This window comes from Chitinophaga sp. Ak27, from assembly GCF_012726295.1.
Classification (GTDB): domain Bacteria; phylum Bacteroidota; class Bacteroidia; order Chitinophagales; family Chitinophagaceae; genus Chitinophaga.
This window is the reverse complement of the sequence record NZ_JABAOB010000008.1, coordinates 205,259-225,638: the sequence shown is the minus strand read 5'-3', so window position 1 is coordinate 225,638 and position 20,380 is coordinate 205,259. Positions and strand designations below refer to the sequence as shown.

At 45.8% G+C, this 20,380-nt stretch carries 17 protein-coding genes and 3 tRNA genes; 7 read left to right on the top strand and 13 right to left on the bottom strand.

Annotation, left to right across the window (positions count from 1 at the left end):
• Positions 1-208: 208 nt before the first annotated feature.
• From HGH90_RS24905 to HGH90_RS24875, 7 genes are all read right to left on the bottom strand, one after another.
• On the bottom strand, positions 209-2,746 hold the full coding sequence (locus HGH90_RS24905) for a phosphocholine-specific phospholipase C (RefSeq protein ID WP_169192106.1): 2,538 nt from the start codon (positions 2,744-2,746) through the stop codon (positions 209-211).
• An 83-nt stretch (positions 2,747-2,829) separates the two neighbouring features.
• A complete protein-coding gene (locus tag HGH90_RS24900) occupies positions 2,830-3,510 on the bottom strand; it encodes a TMEM175 family protein (RefSeq protein WP_168766423.1) in 681 nt (226 codons plus the stop codon).
• Between the two features lie 93 nt (positions 3,511-3,603).
• Positions 3,604-4,017: a hypothetical protein gene (locus HGH90_RS24895; RefSeq protein ID WP_168766422.1), complete on the bottom strand. Its 414-nt coding sequence runs from the start codon at positions 4,015-4,017 to the stop codon at positions 3,604-3,606.
• Positions 4,018-4,194: 177 nt separating this feature from the next.
• Positions 4,195-5,340 (bottom strand): hypothetical protein, encoded by a 1,146-nt coding sequence (locus HGH90_RS24890; protein WP_168766421.1) that lies wholly within the window; start codon positions 5,338-5,340, stop codon positions 4,195-4,197.
• 73 nt (positions 5,341-5,413) lie between these two features.
• Positions 5,414-7,183, bottom strand: coding sequence for a carboxypeptidase-like regulatory domain-containing protein (locus tag HGH90_RS24885; RefSeq protein WP_169192105.1), 1,770 nt, complete (start codon positions 7,181-7,183; stop codon positions 5,414-5,416).
• A 15-nt stretch (positions 7,184-7,198) separates the two neighbouring features.
• On the bottom strand, positions 7,199-8,185 hold the full coding sequence (locus HGH90_RS24880; RefSeq protein ID WP_169192104.1) for a FecR family protein: 987 nt from the start codon (positions 8,183-8,185) through the stop codon (positions 7,199-7,201).
• 10 nt (positions 8,186-8,195) lie between these two features.
• Complete coding sequence (locus HGH90_RS24875; protein ID WP_169192103.1) at positions 8,196-8,768, bottom strand: RNA polymerase sigma-70 factor; 573 nt, start codon at positions 8,766-8,768, stop codon at positions 8,196-8,198.
• A gap of 362 nt (positions 8,769-9,130) precedes the next feature.
• On the opposite strand from HGH90_RS24875, the gene HGH90_RS24870 reads away from it, so the two are divergent.
• Positions 9,131-9,631, top strand: a complete 501-nt coding sequence (locus tag HGH90_RS24870) for an OmpH family outer membrane protein (protein ID WP_168766416.1) — start codon at positions 9,131-9,133, stop codon at positions 9,629-9,631.
• A gap of 141 nt (positions 9,632-9,772) precedes the next feature.
• Here HGH90_RS24870 and HGH90_RS24865 read toward each other — a convergent pair whose 3' ends face one another.
• Together HGH90_RS24865 and HGH90_RS24860 are read right to left on the bottom strand one after the other, a co-directional pair.
• Positions 9,773-10,066, bottom strand: a complete 294-nt coding sequence (locus HGH90_RS24865; protein ID WP_168741240.1) for a GNAT family N-acetyltransferase — start codon at positions 10,064-10,066, stop codon at positions 9,773-9,775.
• Between the two features lie 183 nt (positions 10,067-10,249).
• Positions 10,250-11,122 carry an SMP-30/gluconolactonase/LRE family protein gene (locus HGH90_RS24860; RefSeq protein WP_169192102.1) on the bottom strand — a complete coding sequence of 291 codons (873 nt, stop codon included), beginning with the start codon at positions 11,120-11,122 and terminating at the stop codon, positions 10,250-10,252.
• Between the two features lie 133 nt (positions 11,123-11,255).
• On the opposite strand from HGH90_RS24860, the gene HGH90_RS24855 reads away from it, so the two are divergent.
• Positions 11,256-12,236, top strand: a complete 981-nt coding sequence (locus tag HGH90_RS24855; RefSeq protein WP_169192101.1) for a DUF2157 domain-containing protein — start codon at positions 11,256-11,258, stop codon at positions 12,234-12,236.
• Positions 12,223-13,392, top strand: a complete 1,170-nt coding sequence (locus HGH90_RS24850) for a hypothetical protein (protein WP_168766413.1) — start codon at positions 12,223-12,225, stop codon at positions 13,390-13,392. The genes HGH90_RS24855 and HGH90_RS24850 overlap by 14 nt, the downstream gene beginning before the upstream one ends.
• A 131-nt stretch (positions 13,393-13,523) precedes the next feature.
• On the opposite strand, the gene HGH90_RS24845 is transcribed toward HGH90_RS24850, so the two are convergent.
• The 4 genes from HGH90_RS24845 to HGH90_RS24830 all read right to left on the bottom strand — a co-directional run bounded on the left by HGH90_RS24845 (position 13,524) and on the right by HGH90_RS24830 (position 16,712).
• Positions 13,524-13,596 (bottom strand) — tRNA-Gly (locus HGH90_RS24845).
• Between the two features lie 104 nt (positions 13,597-13,700).
• Positions 13,701-13,773 (bottom strand) — tRNA-Gly (locus HGH90_RS24840).
• A 225-nt stretch (positions 13,774-13,998) separates the two neighbouring features.
• Positions 13,999-15,225 (bottom strand): PepSY-associated TM helix domain-containing protein, encoded by a 1,227-nt coding sequence (locus HGH90_RS24835; protein WP_169192100.1) that lies wholly within the window; start codon positions 15,223-15,225, stop codon positions 13,999-14,001.
• Between the two features lie 467 nt (positions 15,226-15,692).
• Positions 15,693-16,712 (bottom strand): glycosyltransferase family 2 protein, encoded by a 1,020-nt coding sequence (locus tag HGH90_RS24830; RefSeq protein ID WP_168766411.1) that lies wholly within the window; start codon positions 16,710-16,712, stop codon positions 15,693-15,695.
• A gap of 119 nt (positions 16,713-16,831) precedes the next feature.
• Here HGH90_RS24830 and HGH90_RS24825 point away from each other — a divergent pair, with 119 nt between their 5' ends.
• The 4 genes from HGH90_RS24825 (at position 16,832) to HGH90_RS24810 (ending at position 20,380) form a co-directional block, all read left to right on the top strand.
• The gene (locus HGH90_RS24825) at positions 16,832-17,980 is read left to right on the top strand and encodes a sensor histidine kinase (protein WP_168766410.1); all 1,149 of its coding nucleotides are present in this window, start codon (positions 16,832-16,834) and stop codon (positions 17,978-17,980) included.
• An 80-nt stretch (positions 17,981-18,060) separates the two neighbouring features.
• Positions 18,061-18,147: transfer RNA gene (locus HGH90_RS24820), tRNA-Leu, on the top strand.
• A 277-nt stretch (positions 18,148-18,424) separates the two neighbouring features.
• Positions 18,425-18,847: a hypothetical protein gene (locus HGH90_RS24815; protein ID WP_168766409.1), complete on the top strand. Its 423-nt coding sequence runs from the start codon at positions 18,425-18,427 to the stop codon at positions 18,845-18,847.
• Between the two features lie 240 nt (positions 18,848-19,087).
• The gene (locus HGH90_RS24810) at positions 19,088-20,380 is read left to right on the top strand and encodes a DUF2130 domain-containing protein (protein WP_168766408.1); all 1,293 of its coding nucleotides are present in this window, start codon (positions 19,088-19,090) and stop codon (positions 20,378-20,380) included.

The window sequence follows — 20,380 nt, the reverse complement described above, 5'->3', positions numbered from 1 at the left end:
TTCATAAAAAGAGATTTTGGATGATTTAATGAATAGGTAATTTGATTTGAGGCTTAGACAGATTCGGGATCACCAACACATCAGTCAATATACAAAAAAACAAATAACAAAAATCTTATAATTTAGTTCAAACCAATACCAGGAAAAGATAAGGGAGTACCTGGAAAAGCAGGTACTCCCTTATTACATAATATATCACGTCACTATGTTACACCCTTCCCATAACAGGATCACTATATGTTTCCTTACCCGTTTCAACCCGGCCTGCATATCGCTGTTCGAACAAACGGTTGCCGGCTACCTTTACCGAAAAGTCGTACCAGCCGTGGCTCTTAGACAAGTCCACGATTAACACCGCTTCCGTTTTAGCCGCCACCGTTTTTTTCAGCACACCTTTATGATAACCCAGGTCCGTGATAACTATTGCCGCCGCTTTAGTCGCGTGATTTATTAACTTCACCTCTATATTACCAGTTAGTTTCCGGCTGTTGGTAAGACTACGCTGATAACCCACCTGTATTTCAACCTGCGGATCGTTGGCATCGCCAGCAAACTCACGGAAAAATCCGTTAGGTCCGTATACCCGCAGATGATAGTGTGCATCTTCAAAAGACGACAACGGCCAGTTATCCGTTAGCTTATCACCCGCTTTTACGCCGTAGGACCATGTTCTCACCGGCTCCATAGTTTGGCTGGCTTCCTGCAGGTATTTCCCTGGCGCATATACGTTAAATGGCGACCCGGCTGCCTGCTGGGCAAATACTTTGTTAGCCGCCTCAAAGCCGATTTCAAAACGCTGTTTATCGGCGCTCAGCTTACCATTCACATATAATTCATATGGCAATGCATTGGCCACACGGATACCTTTTTCCTGCTGAGCCATCCATTCAGACGCCGCCGGGTTTTGATTAATCTGTGCCACCTCTGCCGGCGTCAGCGCCTTAAAGCCATCCGGCAATTTCTTGAACCGGGCATTATGCACCATTTCTATAAACTCATTCCTTTCGGGAAATGGTACATGTATCTTTTCGCCATTAAAAGGACGGAATACGGAGGTAAGATCCCCGCAAACGGCGCGGCGCCAGGCAGAAATGTTCGTTTCCCTGATGACCTTACCTGTTTTATGCTGCAGGAAATGCTCCATAAACTGCAAGATGGAAGTATGATCACATACCTCCGAATTCACATACCCACCTCTGCTCCAGGGAGAAGCAATTACCAACGGCACCCGGTATCCCAATCCTATCGGGCTTTCCCTGACTTCGTCAGGTCGCAGGTATTTCTTGACTTGCTCTTCCTCCCGGGTTACATACTCAATACCGGTGTCAATCCCTTCAGACACCAGGCCGGTACCAGGTTTATGAGGTGCTACAAAAGGAGGTACGTGGTCAAAGTAACCATCATTTTCATCGTAACATAAAATGAAAATGGTCTTTTTCCACACCTCTTCCTTTTTAGTTAATATATCCAGTACTTCCGACACATACCAGGCGCCGTACCACGGCGAACCGGGATGGTCTGAAAACTCACCCGGCGCTACCAGCCACGATACGGTAGGCAGTTTACCCCCATTTACATCCGCCCTGAACTGGTGCAGGATATCGCCCTTCGGCACCAGTACCGTTCTCTCTTTATCCCCATCCTTATAGGTGAGCGTTTCCAGCTCATGATAGTCGGGGTCATTGATATTGGTAGTAAAAGCTTTGTTATGCAACTGCTGCGCCCTGGGCGGCAATTTTGCAAAATTGGCGGCGGTAAATTGTTCCGCATCCTTCTTTGCTTTTTCCAGGCCTGCTTGTAGTTGAGTAAGCAGTTTTTGCAGTCTGGCAGCCTCCTCACCGGAAGTGGTTTTCAGTTTCGCTTCCGTTTCTGCTATTTTTCCCGGCAGCTCTTTTACCTGTCGTTGCAGGTACCCAATATGTCCCGCAGCAAAACGTACATTGAACGCAGTAAACCATTCTATCGGGTTGTCGGTGAAGTTGGCCAGCATGCCGTCTTTCTCTCCCTCCAATCCCGCTGCACTGATTTCATTCTGATATATCCTCCAGGAAATGCCATTATCTTCCAAACGCTCGGGAAAAGTAGTCCAATGTGCTTCGTTACCATAATCCACATCCTCATTCCATACATTGGCTTTGGAGGAAGCATTTTGCTCATCACGCAGGGTGCCTGTCCATAAATAAAGCCTGTTGGGTGTTGTTCCGGTTAAGGAAGAACAGAAATTCTGATCACATACGGTAAAAGCATCGGCCAGGGAATAATAGAAAGGAATATCTTCCCGGTTATAATACCCCAGGGTCAGCGGCATGGGCGACCAGTCCTTGTTGCCAGATTTCTTTACCAACAGCCACTTATCATACTTCCCATTGTTGCGGGCATCTACCTGGTTGCCCCAGGAATGCGGCAAACTGCTCATCCAGGTGGCTTTGGTATCTTTCAGGTTTAAACGGAAAGGAGCAAAGGTTTCATTCTTCTCATTGCTTTGCAGCCACACCAGGTTCTTATTGGGCAACTGTATAGCCCGTGGATCATTGTAGCCACGTACACCTCTCAGGGAACCATAACAGTGGTCAAAAGAGCGGTTCTCCTGCATCAGTATCACAATATGTTCTGCATCCAGGAAGGTACTTCCAGGCCTGGGATCTATGGCCATCGCCCGCTGAATAGAAGCCGGCAAAGCGCTAAATACACCGGCAGCACCGGATAGCAACGCCGCCTTCTTAATAAAATCTCTTCTGTTATCCATTAATAGTTGATTTTTTCATGTACACTGATAAAGGGATCCATCAAAAGCGGAAAATAATAAAAAATCCGGGCTATCCGCAACTATCAATGAGGAGTGGTAGTTATGTTATTGTTACGGCCTTTCTGAAAAAGCTTTTTAATAAAAGTCGTATAGGCAGTGGCGTAGTTCAGTTGCACCAGAAATATGAAACCCACACTCACCACGGGGAAGATAATACCAAGAAGCGCGCCTCCTGCGTACAGCAGCTGCGCATGTACAATGCGCCGTAACATGGCCCTGCTCACCGCAGCCCCCTGCTCCCCTTTTGCACTTACCAAACCGCTGCCATAGGCACAATGCCAATGTATATAAAGAATGAGCCCCAGCATGAAAATATTAACCCAATACAAACCAATGGCCACTTTAGCCTGAAGATGCTCGCTGAGATACGCAGTGGTAAAGGGCAACAATGACACAAAAGCCAGGAAAAATACCGACAACCAGGTAAGGCGCCGGTCCGTTTTTTCAATATAAGTGAGTTGCGCCGACTGCCCCACCCAAAAGATACCCATTGTCATAAAACCCACGAAGTAGGTGGCAATCTTGGGGCCCAGGGCCAGCAACTCTTTCAGCATTTCCTTTTCCGATTGCAGGGCATTAGCTACCGGTACTTTCAGATCCAATACCAACAAAGTCATAGCAATAGCAAATACGCCGTCGCTAAGGGCTTCGATACGCTGTACCCGTTGTCCGGCCAACTGATTATATACGACTGGTGCACTCATAAAGGGGATTTATTGCAAACATAATAAAAAAGGCCCCTGCTTTCGCAGGAGCCCTGTATATGTATGTTGAGAAATGGTAAAGCTGGCTGTATCCTAGTTAACGGAAGGTATTAATACAATCTTCACTCTTACTTTGGTAGCTGGTTTAACAGAAGCAGCGCCGTTAATACCTTTGATATCTACTTCCAGGTTAGCGTCATCGTGGATGATAAAGTAAGACTGGTTATTGTATACCTGCGGTAATAATTCATACGCCTGCGGTGTCTGGCCGCTGGCATCATATCGGGCCATAGATACAATCACACCATCAGTTTGGTTTACCCCCTTTAACTCAGGCAATGGAATAGAATAAAAGTAGGTACCGGTGTTGTTATCATATCCCCAGGCATCCGGCGTTATTTCGTATAAAACAGTTTGATTTGGAATGACGATTTCAGTGGTTTTCTTGGTGCAACCAGGTAAAATGAAACCTAGTAGGAGCAGCGGTAGGTAAAGCCATGTTTTCATAAATGATGCGTTTAGCAGATTTTCTCCAAATACAATGCCATAAAAGAAGCCTCGACACGGAACTGCCATTCTTTTCCCGAACACCCCGCCTGCGCTCCACAAAAACGCCATCATGCAACGGGTATGCAGTCACCATCCCGGCATTATTCACGTCAATAGCTTTGGGCTTCCCGCTCTCTACAGCGTTACCTGTATTCCCCCGGCAGCGCCAATATACGCTCCATGGAACCGGTTGCGGCTCACATCTTCCGACCAGATATAATGACTGACTAAATCGCGGCCAACATCATGCTTGGTACTCACAAAGTTGAAGGTTGGACCGGCAAATATTTCCACCCGGTTGCCAAAGCGGTAGGCAGGAAAAATGCCCACCGTTTGACGATGATAATAGCCTTTCTTAAAATCTGTCAATACGGTATTCAATGCCTCTCCATTGATCCGGAAATGAGCCGTCAACGGTAAATGCGCGCCTATACCACCCTGCAGCGCGTACAGCGGATTGGGGTTATCTTTCAGGTTGTATCCTATGCCCAGTATGCCATACAGAACACGGCCACCAGATTTAAAAGCAGCAATAGTAGTCATGGTTTCGTCGATCGATACGCTCACCTGCTTTTCTCCTCCTTTCACAATATTCACCAATCCAATAGGATACTCACTGCTATCTGCAATATTGATAAAACCTGCTACCTGCACACCTTTCACCTTTTTCGCAATATTGATAAATCCCGCGATCTGGTGTTGTACCGTATCGGCCTTATTGAGAAAACCAGCTACCTGCACAGCTGCTTTATCCTTAACGATGTTGGAAAACCCTGCCAGCTGCGCCTGTGCGTTACTTTGTGCAGTATTGATAAAACCGGCCATCTGCGTACCATTCACGTCTTTAGCGCCCAGGTTGGCAAAGCCTGCTCCCTGGAAACCATTTACATTACCATTTATTAAATTAAGGAATCCTGCCAATGTTGCACCACCCGCATTTCCTTTCACATGATTCATAAATCCTGCAATGGTAGCGGCATGGTAAGTAGTACCAATATGATTGGAAAAACAACCAATCTGTACACCGGTAGCCTGCTCTTTAATGATATTGGAAATGCCGGCAATGGCTACTCCTGTTTCTGCTTTGGATAAGCCGGCAATAATATGTAAAGAAAAATGATTGGTATAAGCAGCTGCATTTTTTCCATTGCTGCTCAACGGATATACTAAACCGATATGCGCCGGGCTGGTCAGTGGCGTTTGCGCAAAGCTATTGCCGGCAAAGAAAAAAAGGGCAATGATTAAATAAATGATGCTGCTGTGGGAATAAATCGTTCTCATACTATGTTTGTTATTACGTACAGCATAACGACACGTTGAGGAACTTCTACCCCTATACCAATCCGGTAAAAAATTAAAAAATGCTGATACCTGCCTGCCAGCCCAGCCAGCGGTTATCCACGCGTATATAATGATAATTGGGAGATATTTTATTATCCTTACCATTCTCTCCCACCATAAACGTAGGTCCGGCAAATAAGCTAATACCTTTTGCCAACTGCACATTGATAGCAGGCTGCAGTGTGTACAGCTCCGATTTATAATTCCAGCTGCCCTGGAAAAAATTCTGCACAGTAGCTTCAGTGGTTAGCGCCCATACTTTACTGAAAGGAATCCTTTTTCCAATGCCATATCCGATGGCCCAGCGCTGGTGAAGACCCGGTTGATAACCTCCCAGCAAAATGCTGTATAGCTTGCTGCCACCGGTTTTCCAGGCCACATTCAAAGGTAATAGATCGGTACTGTACAAGGCTACTTTCTTATATCCCTTCCGCACAATATTAACGATCCCGATGCTATATCCGTTTACGGTATCTGCAATATTCACCAACCCTATCTGTACGCCGTCTACCCGCCTCGCGTAGTTAAACAAGCTCCCAACCTGTACGCCTTTCATCACTCCGCGGTTTATATTACCGGCGCCGGCTACCTGCACGCCGTCTGCATCATGACGATTATAGTTGGTTATACCACTCACCTGTACGCCTCCCATGTTACCGCCGCTGTAGTTATGTATACCGGCTACCTGCCATCCATTCATGTCTTGCCGTACAATACCAATCACACCCTGTACCTGCGCGCCCGTCATATTTTTATACACCTGGCCCACTACACCCGACAACTGTACGCCACGCATACTTCCTTCTATAATATTGCTCAGACCAGATGCCTGTACGCCCTTCATGGAATCCAGCACGTTGTTGTGAATCCCTGCCAGTTGTACGCCGTGGGTTTTACCACCTACAATGTTGAAGATACCCGCCAGCTGCACATACTGCATATCATGCTTTACGATATTGAAAATACTACCCACCTCTAATCCATCTACCCCGGCAGCATAGCCACCTAACAGGTTAAATGAAAATTTATTCACTACCTGCCCGCTCATTCTCCCGTGAGAACCCAGGCCCGGCGTAAGTGAAAACTGGTAAGGCTTGTCGGCGAAAAAGGCGCCAATGTTTAAACTGGTTAATTTCTGCCGGGGCGACAGAAACACTTTACCAAACCATCTTTTCTCCACCTGGTGCCCGGTGATATCCACTGTTTTAAGCTGATAGGTAGTAGGTGAAATACTCACTTCCACGTCCTGGTCACGCCCGGTGCTCAATAACAGCGAAGTATCTGCATACAGGTCCTTACTAACGCTGATGGCTGCGGTAGGATATCTATCCTTTAACCGCAGCCGGAAATAACCATCGCTGTTGGTAAGTGTTGAAATGAGTTGCGTTCGTTCATACACGCTGGCATTAGGTAGTCGCTGCCCTGTGCTTTTGTCCGTTACCACGCCCGTGACCAGGTAGTAATTTTGTCCGGTCGTTTTCTTTAAGAGAATAATATAATTACCAGATTCTTTATAGATGTAGTCCCCATCTAACAAAAGATCTAACACCTGTCTTACTGTTTTATCCGTTGCGGATATGCTCACCAGGCTATCCTGGGGCAATACAGTTGTCAGGTACGAAAAATAAAAATGTCCCTGCTTACTGATGGTGGTCAATACTTCGGCCAGCGGGCGGTCTTTCACATTAACACGCACGGTCTTGTTTAATAAGCCCTGGGCGCCGGCAGTAAGCGACAACACGCAAACAACGAACAAGGTTAGCAATGACTTGGATAGTGGCATACAATACAGCGGCTATTATTTCAAGATGATTTGTGATCCCTGCCTTTCCACAGTGATCTCATAAGTAAGCCCGATTACATTTAATGTACTATCCAGCGAACTGTTGGTGAAGGTAGAATTTATCTGCAAATCACGTTTGCTACTATTGGCAATAACAATGTTTACGCCATACGCTTCATTGAGGATATCCACCAGTTTCCACAGCGGTGTACCATTACATACAAAGGTTTGTGTACGGTAATAATTGTACAGCTCATCGGTGTTACTTTGCTTGGTGGGTACAGCTTCGTCGTCGGTTACGATGGCTTTCTCATGTGGTTTCAGCTGTACGCTGTTATGATGTTTACTCACTTCTACTGCGCCGGTTTCAACGATTACCTCTGTTTTCCCATTGATACTTTTTACGTTAAACGAAGTACCCAGCACTTTTACCGTTACGTCGTTTACCTTGAGTGTAAAAGGTTTCCCGGGATCCTGGGCAACATTAAAAAATGCTTCTCCCGTGAGGTGTATATTTCTTTCCTTTTTAAAGTTGGCGGCATAGGTGATGGTAGACTGCTTATTGAGCGTTACCTCAGAGCCATCGGGCAGTACTTCCTGCTTAATCTTTACCCCCGAACGCACAATGGTGGGAACATTGGCGCCCCTTTGAGAAATAAACCATATTCCGGCGGCGCCTATTAATACCAGGAGCACAGCGGCGATGCGTAGGAAACTGCGCCAGGGCGAAGCGCTGGTATCAAGCTTTATGATACGGGTACTGCTTTCGTTGGTACCTACCCGTTGTTGAAAACGCATCCAGGCATCCTGCTCATTCACGGTACTTACTACCGCCAGCTTTTTACTTTCTTCCCAGATAATCCGGAAGTGTTCGAAATAACGTTGATGATCTTCCTTCTCTGCCAACCATGTTGTTACCGCTGCTTTTTCCGCCGGCGTAGTGATATCCAGCAGGTATTTCACCAGCAAATCATCGTTTATATTGTCAGGTTGTTGTTTCACAGATTCACTTTTACAGGTGGAGCAAAATTAATAACAAAGGCAGAAAATCTACCAGGTTGAGTCGTAGTAAGCGTAAAGCTTTCCCCATCTGATTTTCCACGGTTTTTATAGAGATATCCAGGCGGTCAGCTATTTCCTGGTATTTTAGTTCTTCAAAGCGACTCAGCTGAAAAACGGTCCGGCATTTTTCGGGAAGTGCCTGTAATGCTTGTTCCAGCTTCTCTTCCAGCTCCCTTAATATTACTTTACCGGAGGTATTGCCGGTATTATGATCATTGCTCATCTGGTATTTGGTATGTGCCTGATGCGTGGCTTTTACTTTCTGGTGGCGGATATAGTTGATACACTCATGATATACCGCGCGGTACAGGTAGCCGGAAACAGATTGCTTAATGGTGATATCGCCGGACTTTTCCCAGAGTTTACAAAACACATTTTGTACCATCTCCTCTGCCATCACTTCATCTTTCAATAATGTACATGCATACGCATGCAAGCCTTTAAAATGAGTTTTAAAAACCTGTTCAAATGTTAATGAGTTTTCTATTTCCGGTACTGCAGTACCCGGATGCCTAAATTCCATGCGTAGGGTTTGATATCTAACGTCAAATATAATTCCTTCTGCCAATTGAACTGATTTATTATACGACACCCATGGAGGTATTTACCCCTACGCTTTTACTAATAATTTTCACGGAGAAGAGATCATGGGCGGAAACTTTCGTGGAGCAAGCATTCATTACGTTGTTTTTCAATTAATTATACCCAATTTAAAAGAAATGTGCGATGCTTATAAAGCCCGTCAAAATCCGACACGTTCCGCTACCAATCGCTATTTCATGGCTTTTTTATCGCTTAATCTTTTCTTGTCACTTTAACATTACATTATATTCATCTTAAAGAATATTTCACAACTGGACGATTAATATTGTGGAAATTATCCCGATGAAAATTATCTGTACACTTTTCTTATTACTGATGGGAAGTACTGTTCTTTCCGCTCAATCCAAAACAGGCTATATCAATTTTCAGGAAATGATCGGGCTGATGCCAGAAAGCAAACTGGCGAACGATAGCTTAAATCTGCTGCAGGACAAGCTGAACAAAGACGGGCAACAACTGATAGAAGAATACAAGAAAAAATTGGCAGAATTTGACAGTGCCAGTAAAACTATGAGCCAGAACATGCTGGAGGTAAAAACTGGAGAACTGAAATCTGCCCAGGCCAGCATTCAACGATACAAGGAGATGTCTGACCAGAGCATCGCTGCCAGGGAACAGGAATTACTCACACCATTATTAGATAAAGCTAAAAAGATTTTAAAGGCGGTGGCTAACGAAAAAGGCTACACGCTCGTGATTGATAACTCCAGAGACGCGGTATTAGTATCCGCACCATCCGACGACCTCATGCCGGCTGTGAAAGAGAAATTGGGGATCAGGTAATGAGGGCATTTGAATATTTAGTTATTTAGTTATTTGCCTGATGTGAAGCATTTACCGTTTCTTCCGCCATTCTATATTCTGTAGATGTTGACCGTCGGCAAATAATTAAATAACTAAATGTCAAATGTAACCAACAAAGAACTATATGTGCAAACCATGCGCCAGCAATGATTTCCACTGCGGATGGCTACGTACAAATTCTGCCACTTTTTTGCTGGAAGGCACCATGCGGATATTCTGTGCTGAAATTTCCTCCATCACTTTACCCAGCATCATTGGTAACACTCCCTGCTTTTCCAGCACCGGCGGTACCTCAGCTCCTGTCAGGAAAATACGGCTACCGTTTCTTTCATAAATTACTTTCGCCAGCTGTCCTGCGATATGCGCTTCAAACTGCCTGGCTTCTTTGTTGTCAATGATTTTAAAATCCTTCATGATCATAATTATTTTTACACAATGTTCCTCGAAGTAGCGTAATAATGGGAAGTATCCTATGCAAAAGGGAAGTTGAAATAAGATAGCATGGTTGGTATTAAAATACCTTAAAAAAGCTCTTTCCGCCTGCAAATATACTAATAAAACAGGAGAATACTGTGAAACATTAATATGTAGAAATAATTAATACTTAAAGTAATTGACAGGCATGCCTTTAACAGGAAGACGCACGTGAAACACACTGCCACTCAAGGGATACTTAGCTATCTCGGCCGCCGTCATATGTTCCCGCGCCGTGGTAATCAACATTTCATGACCGTCTGGCCCGCCGAAAGCACAAGACGACACATGCGGCGCCGGCACCTCCACCTTAGCCAACAACGCTCCCGTATCAGGATGCCAGCAATAAACACCACTACCACCCCATTGCGCCACCCATAACATACCATCGGCATCTATCGCCATACCATCCGGGTAGCCCAGCTCCTCAGGCACCTTTACCGCTATACGTGTAAATACAATTTCTCCTGTCTGCCCGTCATAACTGAATTCCTGTACCGTCCCCGTATGCGTATCGTTGTAATACATTTTATTACCCCTCCATACCAACCCATTGGAAATGGTAACACTCCGCAACTTCACTACCGGCGCCTGTTTGCCGGCAATACAATACAACGTGCCGGTGCCTTCGGCGGCCGGCATCTGCATAGTGCCTATCCATAAACGGCCCGCCGGATCACACTTCCCGTCATTACAACGCAGTTGTGGCGCTCCGTGCAATACTGTTATCAGCGGCCCTATGCCATGCTCCGGCGAAAAAAAAGCCACGCCGTCTTTCAACCCCACCAGCAGCTCATTGCGACCCGTTACCGGTACCAGTGTACTTACATAAGTACCTGCATCAAAGGCTTGCTGCCGGCCATCAACATCTCTCAAATAAATCTTATGCCCTAATATATCCACCCAGCACCAACTGTTTCTTTCGGGCCACCAGCAAGCTCCTTCTCCCAGTTCGTCGGGCAATGCAGCCAATAATTCTGCCTGATACAATTTCATATAACGTGTTTTGTAATGCGTTTTATTCTCGCCTGTTCCGCTACAGGACTACATCACAATATATACTTTTATGTACTGATATCGTATATTGCAGGTATTATAATCGTCAATTACCCGCTCTTTAACTCCAATTATGAACATTAAAGTATTTGAAAATCTCCATGCGGAAGGACTGATCAACGACACTGCGCTGGATGCTGTAAAAAGCAGTGAAGCTCACCGCTTGTTTTCCGTTCACTGGGAAATCAAAACATTGCTGTATCTCGGCGTATTACTACTCAGCGGCGGCCTCGGCATCCTTATCTATAAAAATATAGATACCATCGGCCACCAGGTGATCCTGCTGATCATCGGCGTGATCTGTGCCGGCTGTTTCGGTTACTGCATCCGGCAAAAGCTGCCCTTCTCCTGGCAACAGGTAAAAGCTCCCAATGCCTTTTTCGATTATGCGTTGCTGTTAGGTTGTCTTACTTTTGTGACCTTTATCGGGTACCTGCAGTTCCAGTACAATACCTTCGGCACCGCTTACGGACTGGCCACTTTCATTCCCCTGGCCATACTTACACTCAGCGCCTATTACTTCGATCACCTGGGTGTATTATCTATGGCTATTACTAACCTCGCCGCCTGGATGGGCATTGCAGTAACACCTTTTCAACTGCTTTCTGCCAACGATTTCAGCAACGAACGAATTGTGGTCACCGGCGCACTACTGGGCATATTTCTTTTGCTGCTGGCGACTTTGTCCGGCTGGAAAAATATCAAAAAGCACTTCGCCTTTACGTACCAGAACTTCGGCGCACACATTTTTTTTATTGCCTGCATTGCCGCCATGTTTATATTCGACTGGCAGTGGCTCCTGTGGCTTGGCGCCATGATGCTGGTGGCTGTCTATATTTTCCGGCAGGCGTTTAAAGAAGGCTCCTTCTACTTTGTATTGATCACTGTATTGTATGGCTATATTGGTCTAAGCATACTGGTAGGGCGTTTACTCCTTGCCACCGAGGACATTGGCGCCATATATATTGGCCTACTGTACATGATTGGCTCTGCCATCGCCGTGATCCTGCTCCTGATTAACCTCAACAAAAAAATGAAACATGCTCGCGTATAATAACGATACCCTCAACAATCTCGATATAAAAGAAGAAGCGGAAAAAGCGCTGCGAAAAGACTGTATCGATGCTGCTGCTTACCAGGCTATTATTACCGCACATCCGGTCAACTTTTATACGCCCAATCCTATTATCCGGGCAGGGCTTTTTATCCTCACGCTCATTGTTGTAGGCCTTTCACTGGGATTCATCACGCTGGTATCGCTGTCGGCAATGAAAGATGAAAAAAACTTTGGCGGCCTCTGTATATTCGCCGCTCTCCTGTGCTATGGTGCGCTGGAATTATTTTTACGGGAGAAGAAATTATTCCGCGCCGGTGTTGATGATGCGTTACTATGGTGCGCGGTATCGCTCCTGTTGAGTAGTCTCGCTATTTACGGTACCGACTCTATGCTTATCTGGAGCCTGGTGATACTGGGGCTAACGCTGATGGCTACACTCCGCTTTGCGGATATGGTCATGGCAACAGCAGCTTTCCTGGCTCTGGTGGCACTTACATTTGTACTAACACTTAGAACAGGAGTCGTTTCCAGAACGGTGATCCCTTTTTTAATCATGGGGCTTTCGCTGCTCGTATATTATGCGTGCAGGAAAGGAATTGCGCAGCCTGCCTGTAAACATTACCGCCAATGCTTAACAGTGGTATCCGTACTTTCGTTATTGACATTATATTTAGCGGGCAACTACTTTGTTGTACGGGAGCTGAGCAATGAACTATTCGATCTCCAATTACAGCCAGGGCAAAGCATTCCCGGCGCATCGTTCTTCTGGGCGTATACAGTGATAGTACCCCTTGTATACCTCTATCTCGGCATCCGCAAAAAAGATACAATCCTGTTACGCACCGGCATGATATTGCTGGCAGCCATCGTATTTACCATCCGTGTATATCATAGCGTAATGCCACTGGAAACTGCCATGGTATTAGGTGGGTTGGTGTTAACGGTAGGCGCCTGGGCATTGATCCGCTACCTGAAAGTACCGCACCACGGATTCACTTATGAAGAAGATGCAGATCCTTCCCTGGCAGATAAACTAAAAATTGAGTCGCTCATCATTGCGCAAACCTATGCGCCCGTAGCCCATACACCGGGGAACAATATGGATTTTGGCGGTGGCAGCGGTGGCGGTGGTGGCGCCTCCGGCGACTATTAAACACCTACTCACAAATAATAGCAAGGCACAAAGGAAATGCTTATTCCCTTTGTGCCTTTATTGTTCCACTAGCCGGAAGACTTCCGGACATAAAAAAAGCCTGATTGAATGATCTTCAATCAGGCTTAAAGAGCGAAAGACCGGGCTCGAACCGGCCACCCCGACCTTGGCAAGGTCGTGCTCTACCAAATGAGCTACTTTCGCATAGTATTAAGAACTTCGGGACCTGTGTTTGCATCAACGGATCATCAACTTATGACGGATCAATCACCGGATGTTTATATTCGTTTATCCCTCACGAATATCAGAGCGAAAGACCGGGCTCGAACCGGCCACCCCGACCTTGGCAAGGTCGTGCTCTACCAAATGAGCTACTTTCGCAGGTATTAAGAACTTCGTTATTTTAAGATCTTCCCAGACTAAGCGCATCCGTTCGTTTGCTTTGCCCGGCGGCGTTTTCGTTGGGATTGCAAAGATAGGAAACGGACTGAAAACACAAAATTTTTTTTCAAACTTTTCTTAAAAAACTTTGCACGGAAAGGTATAACAACTTCCTGAAACACAATACAGTGAAGCATTTACAACGAAAAATAGAATACTTTTTATTTACACCGGGTCAGTAACAGCGGCTCCCCGCACCATCACCGTCCTCTTTTTCGACTTCTTCCGCCGCCCCCACCAGATGTAAAAGCCCGTTACCGGCAGCGAAGCACAGATAAAACTGATAACGAAAGCCAGGATCTTTCCCGGTAATCCGGCAATGGCGCCTACGTGAATATCATAGTTCATTTCTATCAACCGTTCTCCCCGGTTCTTATGCGCGTCATTACGCCTTCCCAGCAGCTTTGCATTGTATTGGTCAAATTGCAACTCATCCGATCCGTAGTATGTTTCTTTCCCCTTATATCCGCCAATCAGGTTAACCCCTTTTTCTCCCCTGGCGGGATAAATAAATATCCGGCGGGCGCCTCTCAGGATACCCTGCGCCCGCCCGAATGCAGCATCCAGCGGGTCTTGCGTGAGGGTAACCGTACTTTTCGCAGACTCCTTTACCGATCTGTCGGGAGGCGTGGTAGTACCGGCAGCCGCCACATATACGGTTGCCTGGAACCAGGTAAATGCCCATACCATACCCGTTAGCGCCATCACCAGGGCGATAATCAGCGCATAGAAACCCAGCACGTTGTGCAGGTCGTAGTTTACCCGCTTAAAACTGGCCTTCCATTTAACTTTAAAACTCTTTTCCCGGTTAGCTTTATTCCACTTTTTAGGCCACCACATGATCAAACCGGTGATCAGCAACAGCACAAAAATGAAAGTGCTCCAGCCTACAATGGGCTGGCCATAAGGCGTATTCAACAACAGGCTCCAGTGGATCGCCTTCACAATGGAAAAGAAATTGTGCTTATAGTCGATCTTCCCTGTTACCTGGCCGGTATAAGGATTCAGTAAAACCACGTCGTAATACTCCACCCCGCCAAAATAGGTCAGTGCCGTATCATTGCCTTTATAAGCCAGGAATTCCCAGGCATGATCAGGATGGGTATAAGTAGTAATGCTCAGGATGGCTTTATCGGCTCCCAGGGTCGCCTGGGCCGTCTTTTTCAGCTCGCTCAGCGGAAGCACTGGTGTTTGCTGCGGGACGATAAACAACTGCTTGCGGTAATAGTAATCATTGATTTCTTTCTGGAAAACAAATAAACAGCCGGTGATACTAATGATGAGCACAATTAGGCCCGATCCCAGGCCCAGCCAAAGGTGCAACTTATCTACTACAATACGGAACCTGGATTTGGACGATTGCTTCTTTAATTTATCTGTTCGCTTAAACATATTACTTCCGCCGGGCTATATCTGCCGGAGATACAAAAGTCTGGCGAAAGCCATATAAACAGGCATCGGATCGGGAAATTCATTTACGCAATAGGGAAATCCGGAAAATAAAAAACCTCCACCGGAAACCGGTGGAGGTAGGATAATTATGTTGAAGCAGTTGCTTACTTATATTTTGGATTATACAGTGTGCTTTCCTGTACCTTTACATCTGGCTTACCTGGATATTTGTGTTTGTAAAGATTATAGCAACCACCCAGCATGAAAGCTATAAAACAAAACAATTGCACGTAAAAAAGCCAGCGGGAGCGGGAAACCTTATCTAAGGTAATATCATTCTTATTTTCTACTGTATTCTGTTCCATAATCAGTTTATTTCCGGTGCAAACCTACATAATATTTTGAAATTTTCGAATTTTCCCCGGCAGTAATTTTAAGACAGGGTGATCTTTCTCCCAAACCATCCCTTATATCAATTCCGAGAACTTCTTGCGCCTCAAAAAATAATAGCGCCAGATCATAATACCATGAAATACTCCTGTCATTTTCATCAGTTTCATTTCCGGTAAATTATCCTTTTTCACATATTTACGGCGCCAGCGATAGTAATCGCGGTAAGCCCGGTATATGGCTGCCATATCCTTCGGCTTCCCGGCCACCAGGCTTTTCACCCCTGCCAGGATATCCAGGAAGAAGCGCTGTACCAACACTATCCACCGGTCCTCGCTGTGCAGGTTTTTCCACAGCATCATCAGGTTATTCCGAAAATTGAGATAGAGCTTGCGGGGGTTTCCCTGCGGCAGGCTCCCACCGCCTACGTGAAACACGGTCGAATCCGGGCAGTAGCAGATACGGTAGCCGGCCCGCTGTAAACGCCAGCAAAGGTCCACTTCTTCCATATGGGCAAAGAAGTCGCGGTCAAAGCCACCCATCTGGTGGAAACATTCAGAACGGATAAACAACGCAGCACCGGTAGCCCAGAAAATATCGCTGGCGTCGTTATACTGCCCGTAGTCTTTTTCCACGGTATATAAAATACGCCCCCGGCAGAAGGTATATCCCAGGAAATCCATCCAGCCACCGGCAGCACCGGCATACTCGAATTCGTCCGGCTGCAGGTAAGCCCTCATTTTAGGCTGACAGGCCGCAATCCGCGGATCTTCCTGCATAAGAGCCACTACTGGCTCTATCCAGCCGGCTTCTACCTCCACATCCTGGTTCAGCAATACGTAGATGTCGGCCGTTACATGTTGCAAAGCATCATTATAACCACCCGCAAAACCGTCGTTACGGGCATTGCGGATCACCCGGATCCGTGGATAATTCGCCTCCACAAACGCTACACTGTCGTCGGTAGAAGCATTGTCCGCCAATACCAACTGCAAATTGCCGTAAGTGGAACGGCATACCGACGGCAGAAACTTCTCCAGGAAAGCCTTTCCGTTCCAATTTAAAATAACAACTGCTACTGATGGCAATACGGGCAACTGATATGACGTTTATGCGTGAATAATTATTTTTTGAGATGCAAATATGCAACAAAGGATTTTAATATTTGCCAATCATTACAGAATCAGGAAAGCCGAATAAGGCTTAAATTAGGAGTATGTTTAAACAGTTTATAGGATGGAAGTTCGTACTGACCAGCGTAGCAGTGCTCATTATCGGGACCACCATATGGTTCGTCAGTAATCTGTCGAAAAACATCCAGGACGAAGAAAGAAAAAAAGTAGCCACCTGGGTAGAAGCCAACCGTGAGCTGCTACGGACCGAAACAGATGCCAACTTAAACCTTGCTATCGATATCGTTACCAACAATACCACTATCCCCCTGATACTGACCGACGAAGAAGGAAAAATACTGGATAGCCGCAACTTCGACTCCCTAAGGATTGTACAGGATCCCAATTTCCTGCCCCAGGAGCTCAAAGCCTTCAAAAAACAACATCCCCCCTTTATCATGGAGGTCGACGCCAAACAAAAACTGTATAACTACATTTATTACGGCGACTCCCTCATTCTCCGGCAAATCCGCTACTATCCCTATATACAACTGATTGTAGTAACCCTCTTCATCGGTATCGTACTTTTCGCCCTTTCCAGCACCAATCGTGCCACACAAAACCAGGTATGGGTAGGACTCGCTAAAGAAACGGCCCATCAACTGGGCACTCCCCTGTCTTCCATGGAAGCCTGGCTGGAAATATTGCGGGAAAATGAAGCCAATACTACCATCGTAGCCGAACTATCGAAAGATGTAGACCGCCTCAAACTGATTACCGACCGTTTCTCCAAAATAGGCAGCGTACCTAAGCTGGAAGAAACGAATATTGTTACACAGATCGAAAACATGACCAACTATATCCGCAAAAGAGCCCCTCAGAAAGTGCAACTCCAGGTGCACAGCATGGAAGAGGAACTCCCCGCTATGATATCTCCCCCACTTTTCGACTGGGTAGTGGAAAACCTGCTGAAAAATGCACTCGACGCCATGGAAGGTAAAGGGAAAATAGACATCTTCATAGAAAATCATTCTACTTTCATTACCATCGATGTTGCCGATACCGGTAAAGGTATTTCTAAAATGAACTTCGAAAAAGTGTTCAAACCCGGATTCAGCACCAAAAGACGGGGTTGGGGCCTGGGGCTTTCCCTAGCCAAACGTATCATTGAAGAATACCACCAGGGCCGGCTATATGTTAAGTCCTCCGAGTTGAATAAAGGCACCACTTTCCGTATCGTACTAAGGAAATAATCAGTCTTTCAGAAAAAGATGAATAAATAAATTTGCTTATTTCAAAAAAGCCGTTATTTTTGCACCCCATTCTACCAGATGCGAAGGTGGCGAAATTGGTAGACGCGCTACTTTGAGGTGGTAGTGCCTGAAAGGGCTTGGGAGTTCGAATCTCCTCCTTCGCACCAAAGGCGAAAAATTACTTAAAAAGTGATTTTTCGCCTTTTTTCATTTGATAGATAAACTAATAAATGTATCCCATCAAAAGGCATCCATACTTCAAATCTTATATTCATTGTCCAAATACAAATGATGCATATTATCATCAATAACCGTTAAAATGGTGATAACATATACCGCTTCAGATTCTATAGTCAGGAAATAACTACCTAAAAGTTTACCCCAAATAATGTAAACCTTACTACCACATTTTTGTTATCGTTATCAAATCAAAAACATATCATATTGAAATTCCGGAAAACAAATCTATTGCCTGGTATCCTGGCCGCTTTGCTGTTTTGCATGCAGCTATCCTGCCAAAAATCCAACGATACCGCCCCTTCAGACATGCTCCAGGTGATTTATGAAGTAGAATCTCAAACCAACGTACCTTTTGGTCCCATAAAATATACGGCATCCGAAAAAGACAGTGGCGTGGTGAGGTCTGTTACCCATAGCTGGACGGTAAGCGGAGCAGGCCTCTTTCAAAAAACTGTATTCATAAAAAAAGAGCAGGTAGCCCTGCTGGATGTACAACATCCCAGCTCTAACCAGTGGAAAATCCGCATCAGATCTACCGACGGCTCCCTGCTGGTGGAAGGACCGGTAAAATTTGCCGCCGGCTCTCCTGGCTATTACTATTCCCATCTCGAACTGACGATCAACTAAACTCATTATATAAATTATAAATATCATCCTTAACAATTAACTAACCTTCGCTTAATATGCCACTAACAATATTGATTGAATTTACATGCATATCCCTACCCCCGGCTGCTATCCGGGAAAACCTCTTACCTATTGTTTGTTCTTCTTAACGCTGATTGACAAGGAAGGTGGTGAAAATCCCTTCCTTTTTTATTCCGGCTGCCAATCCCCTATCTTTACGTAATTTTTTTACTGAATACTATGGGAACATCAATTACCTGTCCCAGTTGCCGGCACCAATTTGTCATGGAGGATGCCTTTGCAGCGGATATCGAAAAAGAAATGCGCGGTAAAATGGAAGGTGAATGGCGTAAACGCCTGAAAGCCCTCCAGGAAGAAAAAGATACACTCCAGTCGGAAAAAGACCGGATGACACAGGAACGCCGGCAAATAGACCTGCTCAAACAACAGCAGGAAGAGGAAGTCACCAAACGCGTACTGGCGGAGAAAAAACGGCTGCAGGAAAACCTGGAAGCCGAATTACGCAAATCTATCACCGCTGATCTCGACAACCAACTGGCAATACTGAAGGAAGCCAACCTGGAGCAGGAAGAAAAGCTGAAAGAAGCCAGGAAACACGAGCTGGAATTCTTGCGTAAAGAACAGGAACTAAAAGCCAGGGAGCAGGAGCTGGAAATAGACCTGCAAAAGAAACTGCTGGAAGCCCGCTCAGAGCTCGCTGATAAAATACGCCGCGAAGAAGCGGAACGCAACGCGCTGAAAGATACAGAATACCATATGCGCTTAAGAGAGTTGGAAAAACAACTCGACGACCAACGCAAACTCGCAGAAGAAATGAAGCGTAAAGCAGAGCAAGGTTCTACTCAACTGCAGGGAGAAGCGCAGGAACTGGTACTGGAAGAAATGTTGCGTACCCATTTTCCCTTCGATGAAATTACGCCCGTGGGTAAAGGCGTGCGGGGAGCGGATTGTATCCAATTGGTACGTAACCAATACGGCCAGGAATGTGGTCGGATTATCTACGAAAGTAAACGCACTAAGGAGTTTACCCGCGACTGGGTAGAAAAACTCAAAGCCGATATGCGCAGCCAGGGTGTGGAAGTAGCCATACTCGTTACCCAAACCATGCCGAAAGATATGGAACGATTTGGTGAAAAAGATGGCGTCTGGATCTGTACTTTCGCCGAAGCCAAAGCGCTCGCCCATGTATTGCGCGATGGCATCATCAAAATTTCCAGTAAACTCCGCTCCCAGGAAAACAAAGGCGACAAAATGCACATGCTCTATGAATACCTCACCGGTGGCGAGTTTGCCGAGCAATGGAAAGCTATCCGGGAAGGATTTATGGCCATGAAACTGTCCATACAACGGGAACGCGATGCCATGGAAAAACTCTGGAAGGCCCGTGAAAAACAACTGGAAAAAGTATTACTCAACGCCGCTCATATCAGGGGATCTATTGAAGGTATTGCTGGCAGCGATTCAGTAGACCTGCAATTGCTGGAAGATGCAGCGGATGAATTACTGGACTGA